The sequence below is a fragment of the Pseudoduganella sp. R-34 genome (genome assembly GCF_049904655.1).
GTDB lineage: Bacteria > Pseudomonadota > Gammaproteobacteria > Burkholderiales > Burkholderiaceae_D > Rugamonas.
The window spans coordinates 5,206,535-5,222,588 of record NZ_CP184572.1; the positions used below are offsets into that span (position 1 = coordinate 5,206,535).

Annotated in this window: 14 protein-coding genes; 3 read left to right on the forward strand and 11 right to left on the reverse strand. The window is 62.7% G+C overall.

Going from position 1 to position 16,054, the window contains the following annotated elements; genetic code table 11:
* Nucleotides 1-88: 88 nt before the first annotated feature.
* The 11 genes from trpB to ACN9MW_RS23960 all read right to left on the reverse strand — a co-directional run bounded on the left by trpB (nt 89) and on the right by ACN9MW_RS23960 (nt 13,512).
* Nucleotides 89-1,330 (reverse strand): tryptophan synthase subunit beta, encoded by a 1,242-nt coding sequence (gene trpB, locus ACN9MW_RS23910; RefSeq protein WP_426163401.1) that lies wholly within the window; start codon nt 1,328-1,330, stop codon nt 89-91.
* A complete protein-coding gene (locus ACN9MW_RS23915) occupies nt 1,314-2,006 on the reverse strand; it encodes a phosphoribosylanthranilate isomerase (RefSeq protein WP_426163403.1) in 693 nt (230 codons plus the stop codon). Before ACN9MW_RS23915 ends, trpB begins: the two co-directional genes overlap by 17 nt.
* A gap of 12 nt (nt 2,007-2,018) precedes the next feature.
* Nucleotides 2,019-2,822, reverse strand: a complete 804-nt coding sequence (truA, locus tag ACN9MW_RS23920) for a tRNA pseudouridine(38-40) synthase TruA (protein WP_426163405.1) — start codon at nt 2,820-2,822, stop codon at nt 2,019-2,021.
* Nucleotides 2,823-2,880: 58 nt separating this feature from the next.
* A complete protein-coding gene (locus ACN9MW_RS23925) occupies nt 2,881-5,808 on the reverse strand; it encodes a FimV/HubP family polar landmark protein (RefSeq protein ID WP_426163408.1) in 2,928 nt (975 codons plus the stop codon).
* A 249-nt stretch (nt 5,809-6,057) separates the two neighbouring features.
* The gene (asd, locus tag ACN9MW_RS23930; RefSeq protein WP_426163411.1) at nt 6,058-7,185 is read right to left on the reverse strand and encodes an aspartate-semialdehyde dehydrogenase; all 1,128 of its coding nucleotides are present in this window, start codon (nt 7,183-7,185) and stop codon (nt 6,058-6,060) included.
* A gap of 87 nt (nt 7,186-7,272) precedes the next feature.
* Nucleotides 7,273-8,340 (reverse strand): 3-isopropylmalate dehydrogenase, encoded by a 1,068-nt coding sequence (leuB, locus tag ACN9MW_RS23935; protein ID WP_426163413.1) that lies wholly within the window; start codon nt 8,338-8,340, stop codon nt 7,273-7,275.
* Between the two features lie 14 nt (nt 8,341-8,354).
* Nucleotides 8,355-9,002, reverse strand: coding sequence for a 3-isopropylmalate dehydratase small subunit (gene leuD, locus ACN9MW_RS23940; RefSeq protein ID WP_426163415.1), 648 nt, complete (start codon nt 9,000-9,002; stop codon nt 8,355-8,357).
* 60 nt (nt 9,003-9,062) lie between these two features.
* Entirely contained in the window at nt 9,063-9,191 is a 129-nt protein-coding gene (locus ACN9MW_RS23945; protein WP_057259662.1) for an entericidin A/B family lipoprotein, read from the reverse strand.
* A gap of 23 nt (nt 9,192-9,214) precedes the next feature.
* Nucleotides 9,215-10,618, reverse strand: coding sequence for a 3-isopropylmalate dehydratase large subunit (leuC, locus tag ACN9MW_RS23950; RefSeq protein ID WP_426172286.1), 1,404 nt, complete (start codon nt 10,616-10,618; stop codon nt 9,215-9,217).
* A 180-nt stretch (nt 10,619-10,798) separates the two neighbouring features.
* The gene (locus ACN9MW_RS23955) at nt 10,799-12,673 is read right to left on the reverse strand and encodes a chemotaxis protein CheA (RefSeq protein ID WP_426163418.1); all 1,875 of its coding nucleotides are present in this window, start codon (nt 12,671-12,673) and stop codon (nt 10,799-10,801) included.
* The gene (locus ACN9MW_RS23960) at nt 12,673-13,512 is read right to left on the reverse strand and encodes a protein phosphatase CheZ (protein ID WP_426163420.1); all 840 of its coding nucleotides are present in this window, start codon (nt 13,510-13,512) and stop codon (nt 12,673-12,675) included. Before ACN9MW_RS23960 ends, ACN9MW_RS23955 begins: the two co-directional genes overlap by 1 nt.
* 336 nt (nt 13,513-13,848) lie before the next feature.
* On the opposite strand from ACN9MW_RS23960, the gene ACN9MW_RS23965 reads away from it, so the two are divergent.
* From ACN9MW_RS23965 to ACN9MW_RS23975, 3 genes are all read left to right on the forward strand, one after another.
* Entirely contained in the window at nt 13,849-14,316 is a 468-nt protein-coding gene (locus ACN9MW_RS23965; RefSeq protein ID WP_426163423.1) for a universal stress protein, read from the forward strand.
* A 76-nt stretch (nt 14,317-14,392) separates the two neighbouring features.
* Nucleotides 14,393-15,037: a response regulator transcription factor gene (locus ACN9MW_RS23970; protein ID WP_130310986.1), complete on the forward strand. Its 645-nt coding sequence runs from the start codon at nt 14,393-14,395 to the stop codon at nt 15,035-15,037.
* A 136-nt stretch (nt 15,038-15,173) separates the two neighbouring features.
* Nucleotides 15,174-15,986: a Crp/Fnr family transcriptional regulator gene (locus ACN9MW_RS23975; protein ID WP_426163427.1), complete on the forward strand. Its 813-nt coding sequence runs from the start codon at nt 15,174-15,176 to the stop codon at nt 15,984-15,986.
* Nucleotides 15,987-16,054 lie beyond the last annotated feature (68 nt).

The window sequence follows — 16,054 nt, forward strand, 5'->3', positions numbered from 1 at the left end:
AGTGTCTGACCCACGGGGTCAGACACTGGTACGCGGCGGTCGCTGGCCAGGTGCCTGACCCTGCGGGTCAGGCACCGGTTTACCGGTTTTAGAACTGCAGGCCGGCGCGCTGGGCGACGGTGTGCATATCCTTGTCCCCCCGGCCCGACAGGTTGGCCAGGATGATCTTGTCCTTCGTCAGTGTCGCCGCCAGCTTGGCCGCATAGGCCAGCGCATGCGAAGACTCCAGCGCAGGAATGATCCCCTCGATATGGCAGCAATCATGGAAAGCCTGCAGCGCCTCATCATCGGTGATCGACACATACTGCGCACGTCCCGAATCCTTCAGGTAGGAGTGCTCAGGGCCCACGCCCGGATAATCCAGGCCCGCCGACACCGAGTGCGTCTCGATAATCTGCCCGCCCTCGTCCTGCAGCAGGTAAGTGCGGTTGCCGTGCAAAACGCCCGGATAGCCGGCCGTCAGCGAAGCAGCGTGCTTGCCGGTGTCCAGCCCCTCGCCTGCCGCCTCCACGCCCACCAGCGCCGTCGCAGCCTGGTCGATATAAGGATAGAAAATACCCATCGCATTCGAGCCGCCGCCGATGCAGGCCACCACATAATCCGGCTGGCGCCCGGTCATCTCAGGCATCTGCTGCAGGCACTCCTCGCCGATCACGGACTGGAAGTCGCGCACCATCATCGGATACGGATGCGGACCCGCCACCGTGCCGATGATGTAGAAAGTGTTTTCAATATTGGTGACCCAGTCGCGCATCGCCTCGTTTAGCGCATCTTTCAGGGTCTTGGAGCCGGATTCCACCGGCACCACGGTCGCGCCCAGGAGCTTCATGCGATACACGTTCTGCGCCTGGCGTTTCACGTCCTCGCTGCCCATGTACACGACGCATTCCAGGCCGAAGCGCGCGCAGATGGTGGCGGTAGCCACGCCATGCTGCCCGGCGCCGGTTTCGGCGATGATGCGCGGCTTGCCCATGCGCTTGGCCAACAAGGCCTGGCCGATCACGTTGTTGATCTTGTGCGCGCCGGTGTGGTTCAGGTCTTCGCGCTTGAAGAAGATCTGCGCGCCGCCCAGTTGCTCGGACCAGCGCTTGGCGTGATACACAGGCGATGGACGGCCGACGAAGTGCTTCAGCTCATAGCGGAACTCTTCAAGGAACAGTTCGTCCTTGCTGTAGCGGTCATAGGCTTCGCGCAGTTCGGCCAGCGCGTAGCTCAGGGTTTCGGCAACGAAGGAGCCGCCGTAAGGGCCGAAATGGCCGGTGGCGTCAGGCAGGTGGTAAGACGAGGCGTGGAACAGGTGCGCAGGAGGCGCATCAACCGGGGTTTTCATGGTGCGGATCTTTCTCAATAGTGGCATCTGCTGCCCGCACGCCGCGGATGAAGTCCGCGATCAGGCGAGCATCTTTGATACCCTTGGCGCGCTCGACGCCACTTGAGACGTCAACCGCGTAAGGGCGAACGCTGGCCACTGCGCCAGTCACATTTTGCACGCTCAAGCCACCACTCAAAACGGCCCGATGCGCGAGATCTTTTGGGATTAGGGACCAATCGAAAACCTTTCCTGCGCCGCCATATGCATCCACGAAGGTGTCGAGCAGGAGGCCCGAGAACAAGCCACTGGATGCGCGGCAAAGTTGCTCATATTCTAGCAGCTCAGCGCCGCTTGTGTCGGGTTTGACGCGGAAGACACGCACAAATGCCCTGCCCGCCGCACGCGCCGCTTGCGCGCACTGCTCCGCGGTCTCATCGCCATGGAATTGCAAAAGTGACACTGGCGCGACTGCCACGGTGTCAGCCACCTGCTGCGCCGTGTGATTGACGAACAGGCCGACCGGCGTCACGAAGGGCGGCAGCAGCGCAATCAACTCGGCCGCGCGGGCGGGCGCCACATAGCGCGGGCTCTTCTCGTAAAACACAAAACCCACCGCATCGGCGCCTGCAGCGACAGCTGCCTGGACGTCTTCTTCGCGGGTCAGGCCGCAGATCTTGATGCGCGTGCGTGGCATGTGTGAATTTCCTCAGAAAGCAGGCAGGATGCTGGGCTCCTCGTACGGCAAGCCCCATTTTGCGTCGTATTCGATCCGGGACAGGTACAGCCCGTCCGGCATGAAGGTCGGCGCCGCCTTGGTGCGGTCCTTCCCTTCCAGCAGTTCTCCCATCCAGTCGGTATTTTCCCGTCCCTGGCCAACGTAGACCAGCGAGCCGACCAGGTTGCGCACCATATGGTGCAGGAAGGCGTTGGCGCGCAGCGTGAACAGGATCATGTCGCCGTGGCGCTCGATCTCGATCATCTGCATTTCCTTGACCGGCGTTTTGGCCTGGCACATGGAGGCGCGGAAGGCCGTGAAGTCGTGGGTGCCGATCAGCGGCTTGACGGCTTCGCGCATGCGCTCCACGTCCAGCTTCCAGTGGGTGAAGCCGGCGCGGCCTGCCAGCAGCGGCGAACGCACCTGGTGGTTGTACAGCAGGTAATGATAAGTACGGGACCGGGCGCTGAAGCGCGAATGGAATTCCTGCTCCGGCGTCGGCGCTTCCGGCAGGTAGCGCGCCCAGCGCACGCCGATCGATTCGGGCAGGAAGGCATTGATGCCGCGCACCCAGGCGTGTTCGGCGCGATCGAGTTCGGTGTCGAAATGCACCACCTGGTTCAAGGCGTGCACGCCGGCGTCGGTGCGGCCGGCGCAGGTTGTGCCCAGCCTGACGCAGGCGAAACGCTCGATGGCTTCCTCCAGCTTGTTCTGCACGGTCTGGCCGTGCGGCTGGATCTGGTAGCCAAGCCAGTCGGCGCCGTTGTACTGAACCCCTAATGCAATGCGTTTCAAAATAAAAAATGCCCGGTCAGATTGATCTGTGACCGGGCATTATACGGCGAATCAGGGATTAGCCGAGCTGGGCGCGCATTGCCGAAGCACGGGAGACCTGGTCGTCGCTGCCGCCGCGGATCACTTCATCCAGCAGCTCGCGGGCGCCTTCCTTGTCGCCGATTTCCTGGTAAGCCACAGCCAGGTCCAGCTTGGTGTCCATTTCCATGTGGAGGGCGGACATTTCTTCCTCGTTCTTCGGTGCCTCGGCCACTTGGGCCGCGCCGCCGAGATCAAGGTCGATGCCGGACAGGTCGAAGTCCGCTGCTGCCGGCGCCGGTGCCGCGGCAGGTGCGGCTTCCATTGGCAGGTCCAGCGCAAAGTCGGCCACCGACAGCGGTGCTTCTTCCACCGGCGCTGCTGCTGGCGCGCTTGCCGCAGGCAGCGAAAAGTCCATGCTGCTCAGGTCTGCCAGCGGATCGGCTGCCGGTGCCGCCGGCTTGGACTCGCTTGGCAGGTCCAGGTTGAAGTCCATGCCGATATCGGCCATCGCATCAGGCACTGGGGCTGCTTCCACCGTTTCCACCTTGGCAGCCGGGGTATCCAGGCCCAGGTCGAAAGACAGGTCCTGTACTTCTTCCGCAGCCGGGACAGGCGCCGGCGCAGCTTCAGCCACGACTGGCGCCGCAGGTGCAGGCTCGTCGAAGCTCAGGCCACCGAGGTCGAAGTCCAGGGTGTTGCTGTCGGCAGCTTTCGGGCTTGGTTTGGATTCTTCAGCCAGGGACGGCAGCGCACCTGCGTCGCGGTCCAGGTCAAAGTCCATCACGCTGGCAGCAGCCGGTGCGGCGTCCTGGCTCAGGTCCAGGTCCAGGCCATCGGCAGCAGTTTTGGCTGGTGCAGCGGGCTCAGCAAACATCGCAGCGAAGTCGTTGAGCTCATTCGACTCGCTGGCTACGAAAGGGGCTGCACCGGCGGCAGCGGCGGCGCCGCCCATGCCGGCAGCGGCCTTGGCTTGCGCTGCACTGACGTACAGTGGATTGTCAGGATCGATGCTGACACCCAGCGCAGCAGCTTGCGCCCACTCATCGCCCACGCCTTTGGTCATCGAGTACAGCTCGCTGGCCTGGGTTTCGAAGGAACGTGCATCCTTGCGGCCGGCATAGATTTCCAGCAGCTTCAGGCGCACTGGGTGGCGTTCCGGATGGACGCGCAGCGCCTCCTTCAGGATTTCCTCTGCCTGGGCATCGCGGCCGTAAGCGATGTACACATCGGCTTCCGCCACCGGATCGACTTCATTGGTATCGAGCTGGCTGGCCGAAGGTGCGAAGTTGGAGTTGAACACGCTGTTGCTGGTGTCCACGCTCTGGCCGCCGGTTTCGGCGAACAGCGAGTGCGCGGTGGTGCCAGGATCGCCCAGCACGCTGGCTGCTTCCGTATTCGGCAGCGCCAGTTCTTCGGCAGCTTTGCGGCGGCGGACCACCATCAGCGCTGCGATGCCCAGCAGCGCAGCAACGCCGGCGCCGATCACCTTAATGTTCTCCATGATCATGTCGACCAGGCCCGGCTCGACCTTCGCAGGAGGAGGCGCAGCTACGGAACGCTTCGGCTTGGCTGGCTTCTCTGGTGCGGCTTCCGCCGGCGCCGAGGCTTCCGGAGCCGGTGCCGTAGCTGCTGGAACTGGAGCCGGGGCTGGAGCGGATGCAGCAGGCGCAGGCGTCGGTTCGGACAGCTTGACAGCCGGGCTGGCAGCCGGTGCCGCGGCCGCCGGCGCAGGGGCTGGAGCGGGTGCCGGCGCGCTGGCCTTCGCTTGCGCGCTGGCGGCTGCCTTGCTCTTCACCTCCATCAGCTTCTCGAGATTGTTGACGTTCTTTTCCAGCTCCTTCACGCGGGCGCTGGCGTCCGCCATCTGGCGGTCCTTGGCGATCTTGTCTTCCACCGCGCCGGTCTTGCCTGGCTTGCTGGAAGTTTCGCCTGCCTTGGACAGTTTCAGCTGGTCTTTCGACTCGGTGACGGCAGTCGGGCGTTCCTTGACCTGGGCGGTGATCTTGCCGGTCTGGCTTTGCTGGGATTCCGCTTCCTTGGACGGAGTCGCCGCAGCCACCTGGCCTGCCAGCTTGGAGCGGTAGGCGTTGAAGTCGGCAGCATGCGCCACCACCACGCCGTGGGCTTCGCCCTGGCTGGTGCCCTTGACGGTGCTGGCATCCGGCACGGACAGGATGGTGCCGGACTTCAGGCGGTTCATGTTGGAGCCGTTGAACGCATCCGGATTGGCGCGGTACAGCGCAACCAGCATCATGTCCAGCGACACGTCGGCCGGTTTCAGGCGGCCGGCGATCTTGCCCAGCGTATCGCCCTTCTTGACTTGATAGCTGTCAGCGGCACCGTCCTGGGCGGCAGCGGCGCGCGGCGCAGCGGCCGGCTCCGGTGCACGCGACGGGGCGGCCGCTGCCGACGGCGCGGCGCTTGGCGCAGCTGCTTGGGCCGGTGCTGCAGCAGCAGGCGCGGCCGCAGGGGCCGCTGCCGGCTTGGCGGCAGGACGCGAACGCTGCGCCGCCACTTGCGCCGAATTGGTCGTGCGCAGGTCGGCCGGGTCCAGCAGGAAGGTGTACTCGCGTACCAGGCGACCGTTAGTCCAGGTCAATTCCAGCAGCATGTCAACGAAAGGCTCGTTGATCGGCTGGGACGAAGTAATGCGGATAAATTGGCGCGAGCCACGGGCTTCGACCTCGAAGCGCAGGCTGAGCAATGCCGAATTGAAGTCGATATTGGCGGCACGGAAGGCATCCACCGAGGCCAGCTTGGCCACCAGTTCGGATGCTTCTTCAGGGGTAACGGCAGTCAATTCGATTTCGGCGCGCAGCGGCTGCCCCAGCGAGGAGAGCACAGTGAGCTTGCCAAGGCCTGCTGCGTTGACGGAAATAGGTGCGAGCACTGCACCGCTGAGCATGGCAGCGGTCAGTGTTTTCAACGCGAACGAAGCGACCTTGGAAGGTTTTTGAACAGGCATAGTGAGCGACGAAAAATGGTTAACGTGGAAACAAAGTTACTTTTCCAGAGGTCTCAACATAACATCATGCTTTGGAGCATGCAAGCATTGTCCCACTATTCTTCCTTTAAAGGAACTATTCTGTTTCGTTCATGCCGAAAATATTCCTTCGCCCAAAGAAAAAGCCGGAATTTCCTTTGAAATCCGGCTTTTAGAAAATACTGTTTAACTTGTTTATTATTCAGTAGTTATTAGCTGATTAATAACAGTTTATTTATCCAATACGATGCGCAGCATGCGGCGCAGCGGCTCGGCCGCGCCCCACAGCAGCTGGTCGCCCACCGTGAAGGCCGACAGGTAGTCGCCGCCCATCGACATCTTGCGCACGCGGCCGACCGGGATCGTCAGGCTGCCGGTGACGGCGGCCGGGGTCAGTTCCTTGACCGAGGCCTCGCGGGTGTTCGGCACGAACTTCACCCACTGGTTGTCCTTGGCGATGATGTCGTTGATCTCGTCCAGCGGCACATCCTTGCGCAGCTTGATGGTCAGCGCCTGGCTGTGGCAGCGCATGGCGCCGATGCGCACGCACAGGCCGTCGACCGGGATCGCGGAGGCGGAGAAGCCTTCGCCGCGGCCCAGGATCTTGTTGGTCTCGGCGCCGCCCTTCCACTCTTCCTTCGACTGGCCGTTGCCCAGGTCCTTGTCGATCCACGGGATCAGGTTGCCGCCCAGCGGCACGCCGAACTGCTTGGTTTCTTCCGGCGACAGGCCGTGCTGGGTGGCCAGCACCTGCTTGTCGATTTCCAGGATGGCGGAAGCCGGGTTGTCCAGCAGGTGCTTGACGGAGGCGTTGATGGTGCCGTACTGGGTCAGCAGCTCGCGCATGTGCTGGGCGCCGCCACCCGATGCCGCCTGGTAGGTCATGGAGGTCATCCACTCCACCAGGTCCTGCTTGAACAGGCCGCCCAGGCCCATCAGCATGCAGGACACGGTGCAGTTGCCGCCGATGAAGTTCTTCACGCCCTTGGCCATCGCGTCCTTGATCACGTTCAGGTTGACCGGATCGAGCACGATCACAGCGTCCTTGTCCATGCGCAGGGTCGACGCGGCGTCGATCCAGTAGCCGTTCCAGCCCGCTGCGCGCAGCTTCGGGAATACCTCGGTGGTGTAGTCGCCGCCCTGGCAGGAGATGATGATCTCGCAGCGTTTCAGTTCGTCGATGTTGGTGGCGTCCTTCAGGGTAGTCTCGTTCTTCGCCATCTTCGGCGCAGCGCCGCCGGTGTTCGAAGTGGAGAAGAATACCGGCTCGATATGGGCAAAGTCGCCCTCTTCCTGCATGCGCTGCATCAGGACCGAACCGACCATGCCGCGCCAACCAACCAGACCTACGAGTTTCATTTTGCTTTCCTTTGGGGTTAATTCGTTTCAATTCTAAACCGGTACCCCGGTGTCTGACCCTGCGGGTCGGACACTGGTTTACCGGTTCTAGAGCGCCGCCACCACCGCATCGCCCATCTGCTCGGTGCCCACCTTGTTGGTGCCCTCTTCGTAGATGTCAGGCGTGCGCAGGCCTTGGGCCAGCACCTTCTTGACTGCGTTTTCGATGCGGTCGGCCTGCTCCGCGCGATTCAGGGAGTAGCGCAGCATCATGGCGGCCGACAGGATCGTGGCCAGCGGGTTGGCGACGCCCTTGCCCGCGATATCGGGAGCCGAGCCGTGCGATGGTTCATACAGGCCCTTGTTGTTGGCGTCCAGCGAAGCCGATGGCAGCATGCCGATCGAGCCGGTCAGCATGGCCGCGGCGTCGGAGAGGATGTCGCCGAACATATTGCCGGTGACGATGACGTCGAATTTCTTCGGCGCTCGCACCAGCTGCATGGCGGCGTTGTCGACGTACATATGGTCCAGCGCCACGTCCGGGTATTCCTTGTGCACGTCGGTGACGATGTCCTTCCAGAACTGGAAGGTCTCCAGCACGTTGGCCTTGTCGACCGAAGTCAGGCGCTTGGCGCGCTTTTGCGCCGCCTGGAACGCCACGTGGGCGATGCGGCGGATCTCGCCTTCCGCATAGCGCATGGTGTCGAAGCCTTCGCGCTGGCCCTTGAACGGGCCGTCCGGGCATTCGCGCACGCCGCGCGGCTGGCCGAAGTAGATGTCGCCGGTCAGTTCGCGCACGATCAGGATGTCCAGGCCCGACACCACTTCCGGCTTGAGCGTCGAAGCGCCGGCCAGTTCAGGGTACAGGATGGCAGGGCGCAGGTTGCCGAACAGGCCGAGGTTCTTGCGCAGGCCCAGGATCGCCTGCTCCGGGCGCAGCTGACGCTCCAGCGTGTCGTACTTCCAGTCGCCGACGGCGCCGAACAGCACGGCGTCGGCCGCCTTGGCCAGCGCCAGGGTGTCTTCCGGCAGCGGGTGGCCCTTGGCTTCGTAGCCGGCGCCGCCCACCGGCGCGGTTTCCATCTCAAACTTTTCGTCGAGCGCGTTCAGGACCTTGACGGCCTGGCTGACGATTTCCGGGCCGATGCCATCGCCCGGCAGGATTGCGATTTTCATTATTCGATCTTCTGTTAGATAACGTTGGCCAGCCAGGGCTGGCTTGCAAGACGGCGCTCCTCGAACGCGCGGATCTCGTCGGCATGGCGCAGGGTCAGGCCGATATCGTCGAGACCATTCATCAGGCAGTATTTGCGGAAGGCGTCGATCTCGAAGGGATAGGAGACGGAGCCGTTGCTGGTGCCGACACGCTGCTGTTCAAGGTCCACTACCAGGCGGTAACCCGGGAAGGCCTTGACTTCGTTGAACAGATGATCGATCTGCGCTTCAGTGAGGACGACCGGCAGCAGGCCGTTCTTGAAGCAGTTGTTGAAGAAGATGTCCGCAAAGCTTGGCGCGAGGATGGCGCGGAAACCGTACTGGTCGAGCGCCCACGGCGCGTGTTCGCGCGAGGAGCCGCAGCCGAAGTTCTTGCGGGTCAAAAGAATCGAGGCGCCCTGGTAGCGCGGCTGGTTCAGCACGAAGTCCGGGTTGAGCGGGCGTTTGCTGTTGTCCATGCCCGGTTCGCCGTGGTCCAGGTAGCGCCACTCGTCAAACAGGTTGGGGCCGAAGCCGGTGCGATGGATCGACTTCAGGAATTGTTTCGGGATGATCGCGTCGGTATCGACGTTGGCGCGGTCAAGGGGTGCAACTAGACCTTCGTAGACGGTAAATTTTTCCATGATTCTCAACGAGGTGGCGACAGCGGGCCGGCATGCTCGGCGCAGCCCGCAGTGCGGCGGTTATTTACTGCCCGCGCCTTCCATTTTCTGGCCGACTTTCTGGACATCCTTGCCGAAGCCTGCAACGGTATTGCAACCGGTCAGGGCGAAGGCGGTGATAGCAATGGCGATGGCGAATAGTTTCTTCATGATGTGTCTCTGGCAGGTTATGGTTAGCGGATGGATCGAACATCCACAAAATGGCCGGCGATACCGGCAGCCGCCGCCATGGCGGGAGACACCAGGTGGGTGCGTCCGCCCTGGCCTTGACGGCCTTCAAAGTTACGATTGGAAGTGGACGCGCAGCGCTCGCCCGGATCGAGGCGGTCGGCGTTCATGGCCAGGCACATTGAGCAACCCGGCTCGCGCCACTCAAAGCCGGCGGCCTTGAAGATCGCATCCAGGCCTTCACGTTCGGCCTGCTCTTTCACCAGGCCGGAACCCGGCACCACCATCGCCAGCTTCACGTTGGAGGCGCGCTGCTTGCCGCGCACGACAGCAGCGGCGGCACGCAGGTCTTCGATGCGCGAGTTGGTGCAGGAGCCGATGAACACCTTGTCGATGCGGATGTCTTCGATGCGGGTGTTAGGCGTCAGGTTCATGTACACCAGGGCCTTTTCCATGGCGTCGCGCTTGACCGGGTCTTTTTCCTGGTCAGGATCGGGTACGCGGCCGTCGATTGAAGTCACCTGCTCCGGCGAAGTGCCCCAGGTCACCTGCGGCAGGATCTGGGCCGCATCCAGCGTCACCACGAAGTCGAACTTGGCGCCCGGGTCGGAATGCAGGGTGCGCCAATAGGCCACCGCCTGTTCCCATTGCGGACCTACCGGCGAATAAGGACGGCCCTTGACGTAGTTGATGGTGGTCTCGTCGACAGCGACCATGCCGGCGCGCGCGCCCGCCTCGATCGCCATGTTGCAGACGGTCATGCGGCCTTCCATCGACAGCGAGCGGATCGCCGAGCCGGCGAATTCGATCGCATAGCCGGTGCCGCCCGCAGTGCCGATCTTGCCGATCACGGCCAGCACGATGTCCTTGGCGGTCACGCCGGCCGGCAGCACGCCGTCGACCTGCACCAGCATGGACTTGGACTTCTTGGCCAGCAGGGTCTGGGTCGCCAGCACGTGCTCCACTTCCGAGGTGCCGATGCCGTGCGCCAGCGCGCCGAACGCGCCGTGGGTCGACGTGTGCGAGTCGCCGCACACCACGGTCATGCCCGGCAGGGTCGCGCCCTGCTCCGGCCCGATGACGTGCACGATGCCCTGGCGCTTGTCGTTCATGTTGAAATAGGTCATGCCGACCGACCTGGTGTTCTTGTCCAGGGTTTCCACCTGCAGGCGCGAGACCGGGTCTTCGATGCCGTGCGAACGGTCCGTGGTCGGAACGTTATGGTCGGCCACGGCCAGGTTGGCCGACAGGCGCCATGGCTGGCGGCCGGCGTCGCGCAAGCCGTCGAATGCCTGCGGGCTGGTCACTTCGTGGACCAGGTGGCGGTCGATGTACAGGAGGGCGGTGCCGTCTTCCTCAGTGCGTACTACGTGGGATTCCCAGAGTTTGTCGTAAAGCGTTTTCATGATGCTGCCGTAATAGGTGATCCGTTTGATTATGCCATATTTTGTGCAATGCAAAACCCGGCTGTTTTCCGCCTTGTGAGCAATCCAACGTAGATTTCGAGCGATGGCGCCAAATAAAAAAAGCCCGCAGCCCCTTTTTGGGAGGCTGCAGGCTTGTGTTTTCTTTATTTTTCGAAGGAGGCTTTAGGCCGCCATTCGTACACTTCCCCTGCAACCGTCCATCAGGAACGATAGGCCAACCACTAGGACCAGGTCGCCCTCCGCGGAACGCGCGGTACCGGTAATGCCGTCCACCGACAGCGCGGTCATCGGTTTGATGACCAGGTCGGCAGTGCCGTCCACGGCCGCTACGGCCAGGATGTATGGCTGCGGCGAGTTGATGACGATGCCCACGCGCTCCGAGCACGGCTCGTAGCCCAGCGCACCGGCCAGCGAACGCACCGGCAGCGGACGGCCCTGGTCCTTGAGGACTGGCGCGCCGCCCACTTCCATGAATACTTCCGGCAGTTCGACCACGCGCTCGACCACCGCCATCGGCAGCGCCAGCAGCGCGCCCGAGGTAGAGACCAGCATGGTCGGCACGATCGACAGCTCGATCGGCAGGCGGATGGCGAACTTGGTGCCCTTGCCCAGTTGCGATTCGATGTGGATGGCGCCACGGTTCTTTTCCACGGCGGTCTTGACCACGTCCATGCCGACGCCGCGGCCGGACACTGAGGACGCCACTTCCTTGGTCGAAAAGCCCGGCAGGAACACCAGCTGGTAGGACTCGTCGTCCGACAGGTTGGCGCTTGGCGAGATCAGCCCCTTTTCCGCTGCCTTGCGGCGCAGCGCCACCGGGTCCATGCCCTTGCCGTCGTCCTGCAGCACGATCATGACGGAGTTGGCCTCCTGCCACGCCTTCAGGGAGATGTAGGCTTTCGGCGGCTTGCCGATGGCCATGCGGGCGTCAGGCGCTTCCACGCCGTGGTCCAGCGCGTTGCGCAGCATGTGCACCAGCGGGTCGTACAGGCTGTCCACCACTACGCGGTCCACCTCGGTTTCCGCGCCTTCGATGGTCAGCTCGACTTCCTTGCCCAGGTCCTTCGCCAGTTCGCGCACCAGGCGCGGGAATTTCTGGAACAAGCGGCCGACCGGCTGCATGCGGGTCGCCAGCGTGGCGCGCTGCAGTTCGGTGGAATAGCGCGAAGCGCGTTCCAGCGTCTCGGTCAGGGCCGACATCAGGGTCGCAGCCTGGCCTTCGAATTTGAATTGCTGCAGGCGCTCCAGCAACACGGCTGCCTGGTTGGCGGCCTGCACCGACTCGCCGGCCACTTCGAGCAGCGCGTCGAGCTTGACGGCGTCGATACGGATCGATTCTTCCTTGGCCGGCGCGCTGGTCGGCTTGGCTTCGCCGGCCGGACGTTCGCGCACTTCCGGCGCCGCAGCGGGCGTGGCGGCCGGCGCACCGGCTGCGGCGTGGGCCGCAGCCACGCCTTCGGCACGCGCATCGACAGCAGGCCGCACGTAGGTGCCAGGTGGCACCACGGCTTCGTACATGCCTTCCCAGTCAAGGCCATCGGCCGACGGCGCGGCAGCTGGCGCAGCGCCCGGTGCGGCGGCGGCAGGGGCAGCCGCGGGAGCGGCGGCAACCGGCGCGGCGGCCGGCTTGGCCTTGCCCGCAGCGGAGCTGGCCTTGCCCTCGATCGCATCCTTCAGGATCGCTTCCAGGTCGGCCGGCATCGGCGCCAGCTGGTCCGGCGCGGTGCCGTTATTCAGGTCGGTCAGCTGGTCGGCCACGAAGCCGGAAGCCTGCAGCGCCGCTTCGATCGACAGCGGCGTGACCGGCGCAGCGCCGGTGCGCAGCGCATCGAACAGGTTCTCGGTCAGGTGGCAGGCCGACACCAGCGCCCCCAGGTTCATGAAGCCCGCGCCGCCCTTGATGGTGTGGAACGAGCGGAAAACTGCGTTCAGCGTTTCCTTGTTGTCGGGGTCACGTTCGAGGCGCAGCAAGTGCTCTTCGACGTTGACGGCCAAGTCCATGGCCTCGACAACGAACTCCTTGAGCATATCGTCCATTAGAACCCCAGGTCGGCAAGCAGGTCATCGACGCTGTCCTGATTCAGGGCTTCCGATGGGACGGATGGACCCGACATCAGCGACACCTCTTTCTGCGCAATCTTCTCGCGCACATCGGCCGGCGCATTGTCCTTCAACAGTTGCGCCAGCTCGGACTCGACCTTCTTGGTGATGGCGACGACCTTCTTGATCAACTGGCCGGTGATGTCCTGGAAGTCCTGGGCCATCATGATTTCCAGCAGGCGGGCTTTCTCCGCCTCCGTTGCTTGCGCTACCTTGCTGGCAAAAGCGCGCGAATCGCCCGCCAGGGCCTTGAAGTCCTCAATGCTCAGCTTGCCTGCGAACAGGTCGGCCCAGCGGTCTTCCATTTCCTTGGCCTGCTTGGACAGTACTTCCTGCGCCGGCATGCCGTCGTCCAGGGTATTCAAGACCTTGTTGGCAGCCTGCTCGGTCAGCGAGGCGACATATTCCAGGCGGTCCTGCGCGTCCACGATCTGGGTCGACGCTTCAGTCAGGGCCTTGTCGTAGCCCAGTTCACGCAGCGAGTCGTGCAGCAGGCGCACAATGCCGCCCAGGCGCTCGAACATGCCCTCGGCGTGCTCGCCGCCTTCCGCGGGCGTCTCGCCCGCCGGGGCCGGGGCCGCTGCCGGCGCTGCGGCAGGGGCTGCCGCTTTGCTGGACGCTGCTACGGAATCAAACAGGCTTTCCAGGTCATCAGAATCGCCCGACTCGGATGCCGCAGCGGCCGGAGCCGGCGCTGGAGCAGGTGCAGGCGCATTGGCCCGTTGCGCGGATACTTCCTCAAATAATGCATCGAAATCATCAGCGGCGTCGGTCATAATTCCTGCTTCTCCATTACGTTTCAAATTGCCAAAACATTGTCAAATTTAACGCTCGGCAATAAATTGGGTTCTCTCGCGAGTGTAACAGGGGCAGCCCCCACAGTTCAATCTCTTAGGTGAAGCCGGATGGCCCTCCAAGTGTACTGTTGTATTTGCGGATCGTGTGAAATACACGCTGCAAGCCCCTGAAATAACGGGAATTTGCGCCATCTGCGATGTTCTCGTGACAGTTTCTTGATAATTATCAACTCTTTACAGCAGAACAATACTGGCAAACGGGGCTACAATGAAGGCAGGAACTGGCTCTTTTAAATAGTTAAAGGAGGCTGAGATATGTATCGGAAAATCCTGATTACGACGGACGGCTCGGCCGTTTCCAGCAAGACCGCTTGCGCCGGGGTCGAATTTGCCCAGCAGCTCGGGGCGGAAGTGCTGGCCCTGTTCGTGGCACCGGAATACCAGTACCCGATTTACGTGGAGATCATCCCGCCCAGCTATCCGAGCGAGGAAGAGTACCGGGCGGCAATGCAGCGCGCCGGCAATGAGCATGTTCAGTCTATCCTCGAGTCTTGCGCGAAAAAAGGCGTGCGGGCGGAAGGCATGACAGCTTTTGCCGAAAGTGCTGCACTGAAGATCGTGGACGTGGCCAACCAGTGCGGCTGCGACCTGATCTTCATCGGTTCGCATGGCCGCAGCGGCTGGGGTCACCTGCTGCTGGGCAGCGTGACCAACAAGGTGCTGTCCCATACCAAGATCCCGGTGCTGGTGCACCGGCTGATCAAAGACCCGCGCCCGGCCTGAACGGCCTGGCGTTACGACGCGCTCCGGCCTGCCGGGCTGGGGCGTGAAGACCAGTATTGCTAACTATTGAGGAACCATGATTCGAATTGTCATTGCCGACGACCACACCATCATGCGCGAAGGGCTCAAGCGCATTCTTGACGGGGCACCCGACATCGACATCGTAGGCGAAGCCATCGACGGCTTCGAAGTCCTCACCCACATCCGCCAGGGCGGCTTCGACCTGCTGCTGCTCGACCTGTCCATGCCAGGGCGCAGCGGCGTTGACCTGATCCGCCAGATCCGCAGCGAATCGCCCAAGCTTGCCATCCTCATCCTCACCATGCACGAGGAAGAGCAGTACGCGGTGCGCGCCATCCGCGCCGGCGCCCAAGGCTACCTGACCAAGGAAAGCGCCGGCACCCAGCTGGTGGGCGCCATCCGCAAGGTTGCCTCTGGCCGGCCCTATATCTCCACCGAAGTGGCCGAGCAACTGGCGCTGAATATCATGCAGCCAGCCGAAACCCTGCTGCACAAACAGCTTTCCGACCGCGAGTTCGAGGTGTTTTCGCTACTGGTGTCGGGAAAATCCATCACTGAAATCGCCAACGGCCTGCATTTGAGCGTCAAGACCGTGAGCACCCACAAGACCCGCATCATGCAGAAGATGGGCATGGCTTCGCTCTCAGAAATGGTTCAGTACGCAGTGGCGCACAAGCTGCTGACCCCGTTCAAGGCATGATTGACAAGGTTGATTTTAGGATAATTCCTACATCGCCCCACTACCCTCCTACGGGTATATTCAGCAACGACTGATATTTTTCCCACATTCACGTTGGCATACTGAAACCATTCCGTTTGGGAACCAGGAGATCAGCATGCTCTCAACGCAACCCGTGTCCCATGAGGCCGGCCGTCAGCGGCAAGGCCGTTTGTGGTCCAACCTGAAAGAAGTGTGCGAACTGCTGCACTTGCCGCCGGTATCGCTCAATTCTGAAGAGCTGCTGTTCCAGCATGTGCAGTTCAAGACCGGCCAGCGCGTGCATACGATTGGCCAGCCGTTCGACATGCTGTACGTGGTGAATTCCGGCTTCATGAAAACGGTGCTGATTGACGAGTTCGGCAACGAGCAGGTGCTGGCCTTCCCGATGAAGGGCGACCTGATGGGCGTAGACGGCATCCACAGCAAGACTTACGCCTCGGAGGCGGTGGCGCTGTCGGACTGCGACCTGATCCTGCTGCCGTTCAAGAAGCTGACCACGCTGGGCCGCACCCACGTGGAGTTGGAGAATTTGATGTACGGCGTGATGAGCCGCGAACTGGTGCGCGAGCAAGCCATGATCGGCATGCTGGGCGCCCTGAGCGCGGAGGCGCGGGTGGCGCGCTTCCTGGTCACGCTATCGGAAAAGTTTTCGCAGATGGGTTATTCGAGCAAGCTGTTCAACCTGCGCATGACGCGCCATGAGATCGGCAGCTACCTCGGATTGACGCTGGAAACGGTCAGCCGCACCCTGTCAGCCTTCAACGAGATCGGGCTGATCAGCGTGGACCAGCGCACCATCGGCATCAAGGATGTCGACGCCCTGAAATCGCTGCGTCGCCTGCCGCCATCGCGCACGCGCAGCAAGCTGCCGTCGCGCGCCAAAGCCGCCGCCAGCGAAGCTGCCGTGCCGCTGCTGGCGACTTTGTAAAGAGTACTACTCACCCAGCTTTGGCCCGCTTCGGCGGGCCTCTTTTTTTCTTCAATAATTTATTTGAC

What these genes read in the sequence shown, in the direction of transcription:
- trpB (WP_426163401.1), bottom strand. Translation starts at nt 1,330, where the DNA reads ATGAAAACCCCGGTTGATGCGCCTCCTGCGCACCTGTTCCACGCCTCG.
- ACN9MW_RS23915 (WP_426163403.1), bottom strand. Translation starts at nt 2,006, where the DNA reads ATGCCACGCACGCGCATCAAGATCTGCGGCCTGACCCGCGAAGAAGAC.
- ACN9MW_RS23925 (WP_426163408.1), bottom strand. Translation starts at nt 5,808, where the DNA reads ATGCCTGTTCAAAAACCTTCCAAGGTCGCTTCGTTCGCGTTGAAAACA.
- asd (WP_426163411.1), bottom strand. Translation starts at nt 7,185, where the DNA reads ATGAAACTCGTAGGTCTGGTTGGTTGGCGCGGCATGGTCGGTTCGGTC.
- leuB (WP_426163413.1), bottom strand. Translation starts at nt 8,340, where the DNA reads ATGAAAATCGCAATCCTGCCGGGCGATGGCATCGGCCCGGAAATCGTC.
- leuD (WP_426163415.1), bottom strand. Translation starts at nt 9,002, where the DNA reads ATGGAAAAATTTACCGTCTACGAAGGTCTAGTTGCACCCCTTGACCGC.
- ACN9MW_RS23945 (WP_057259662.1), bottom strand. Translation starts at nt 9,191, where the DNA reads ATGAAGAAACTATTCGCCATCGCCATTGCTATCACCGCCTTCGCCCTG.
- ACN9MW_RS23955 (WP_426163418.1), bottom strand. Translation starts at nt 12,673, where the DNA reads ATGGACGATATGCTCAAGGAGTTCGTTGTCGAGGCCATGGACTTGGCC.
- ACN9MW_RS23960 (WP_426163420.1), bottom strand. Translation starts at nt 13,512, where the DNA reads ATGACCGACGCCGCTGATGATTTCGATGCATTATTTGAGGAAGTATCC.
- ACN9MW_RS23965 (WP_426163423.1), top strand. Translation starts at nt 13,849, where the DNA reads ATGTATCGGAAAATCCTGATTACGACGGACGGCTCGGCCGTTTCCAGC.
- ACN9MW_RS23970 (WP_130310986.1), top strand. Translation starts at nt 14,393, where the DNA reads ATGATTCGAATTGTCATTGCCGACGACCACACCATCATGCGCGAAGGG.
- ACN9MW_RS23975 (WP_426163427.1), top strand. Translation starts at nt 15,174, where the DNA reads ATGCTCTCAACGCAACCCGTGTCCCATGAGGCCGGCCGTCAGCGGCAA.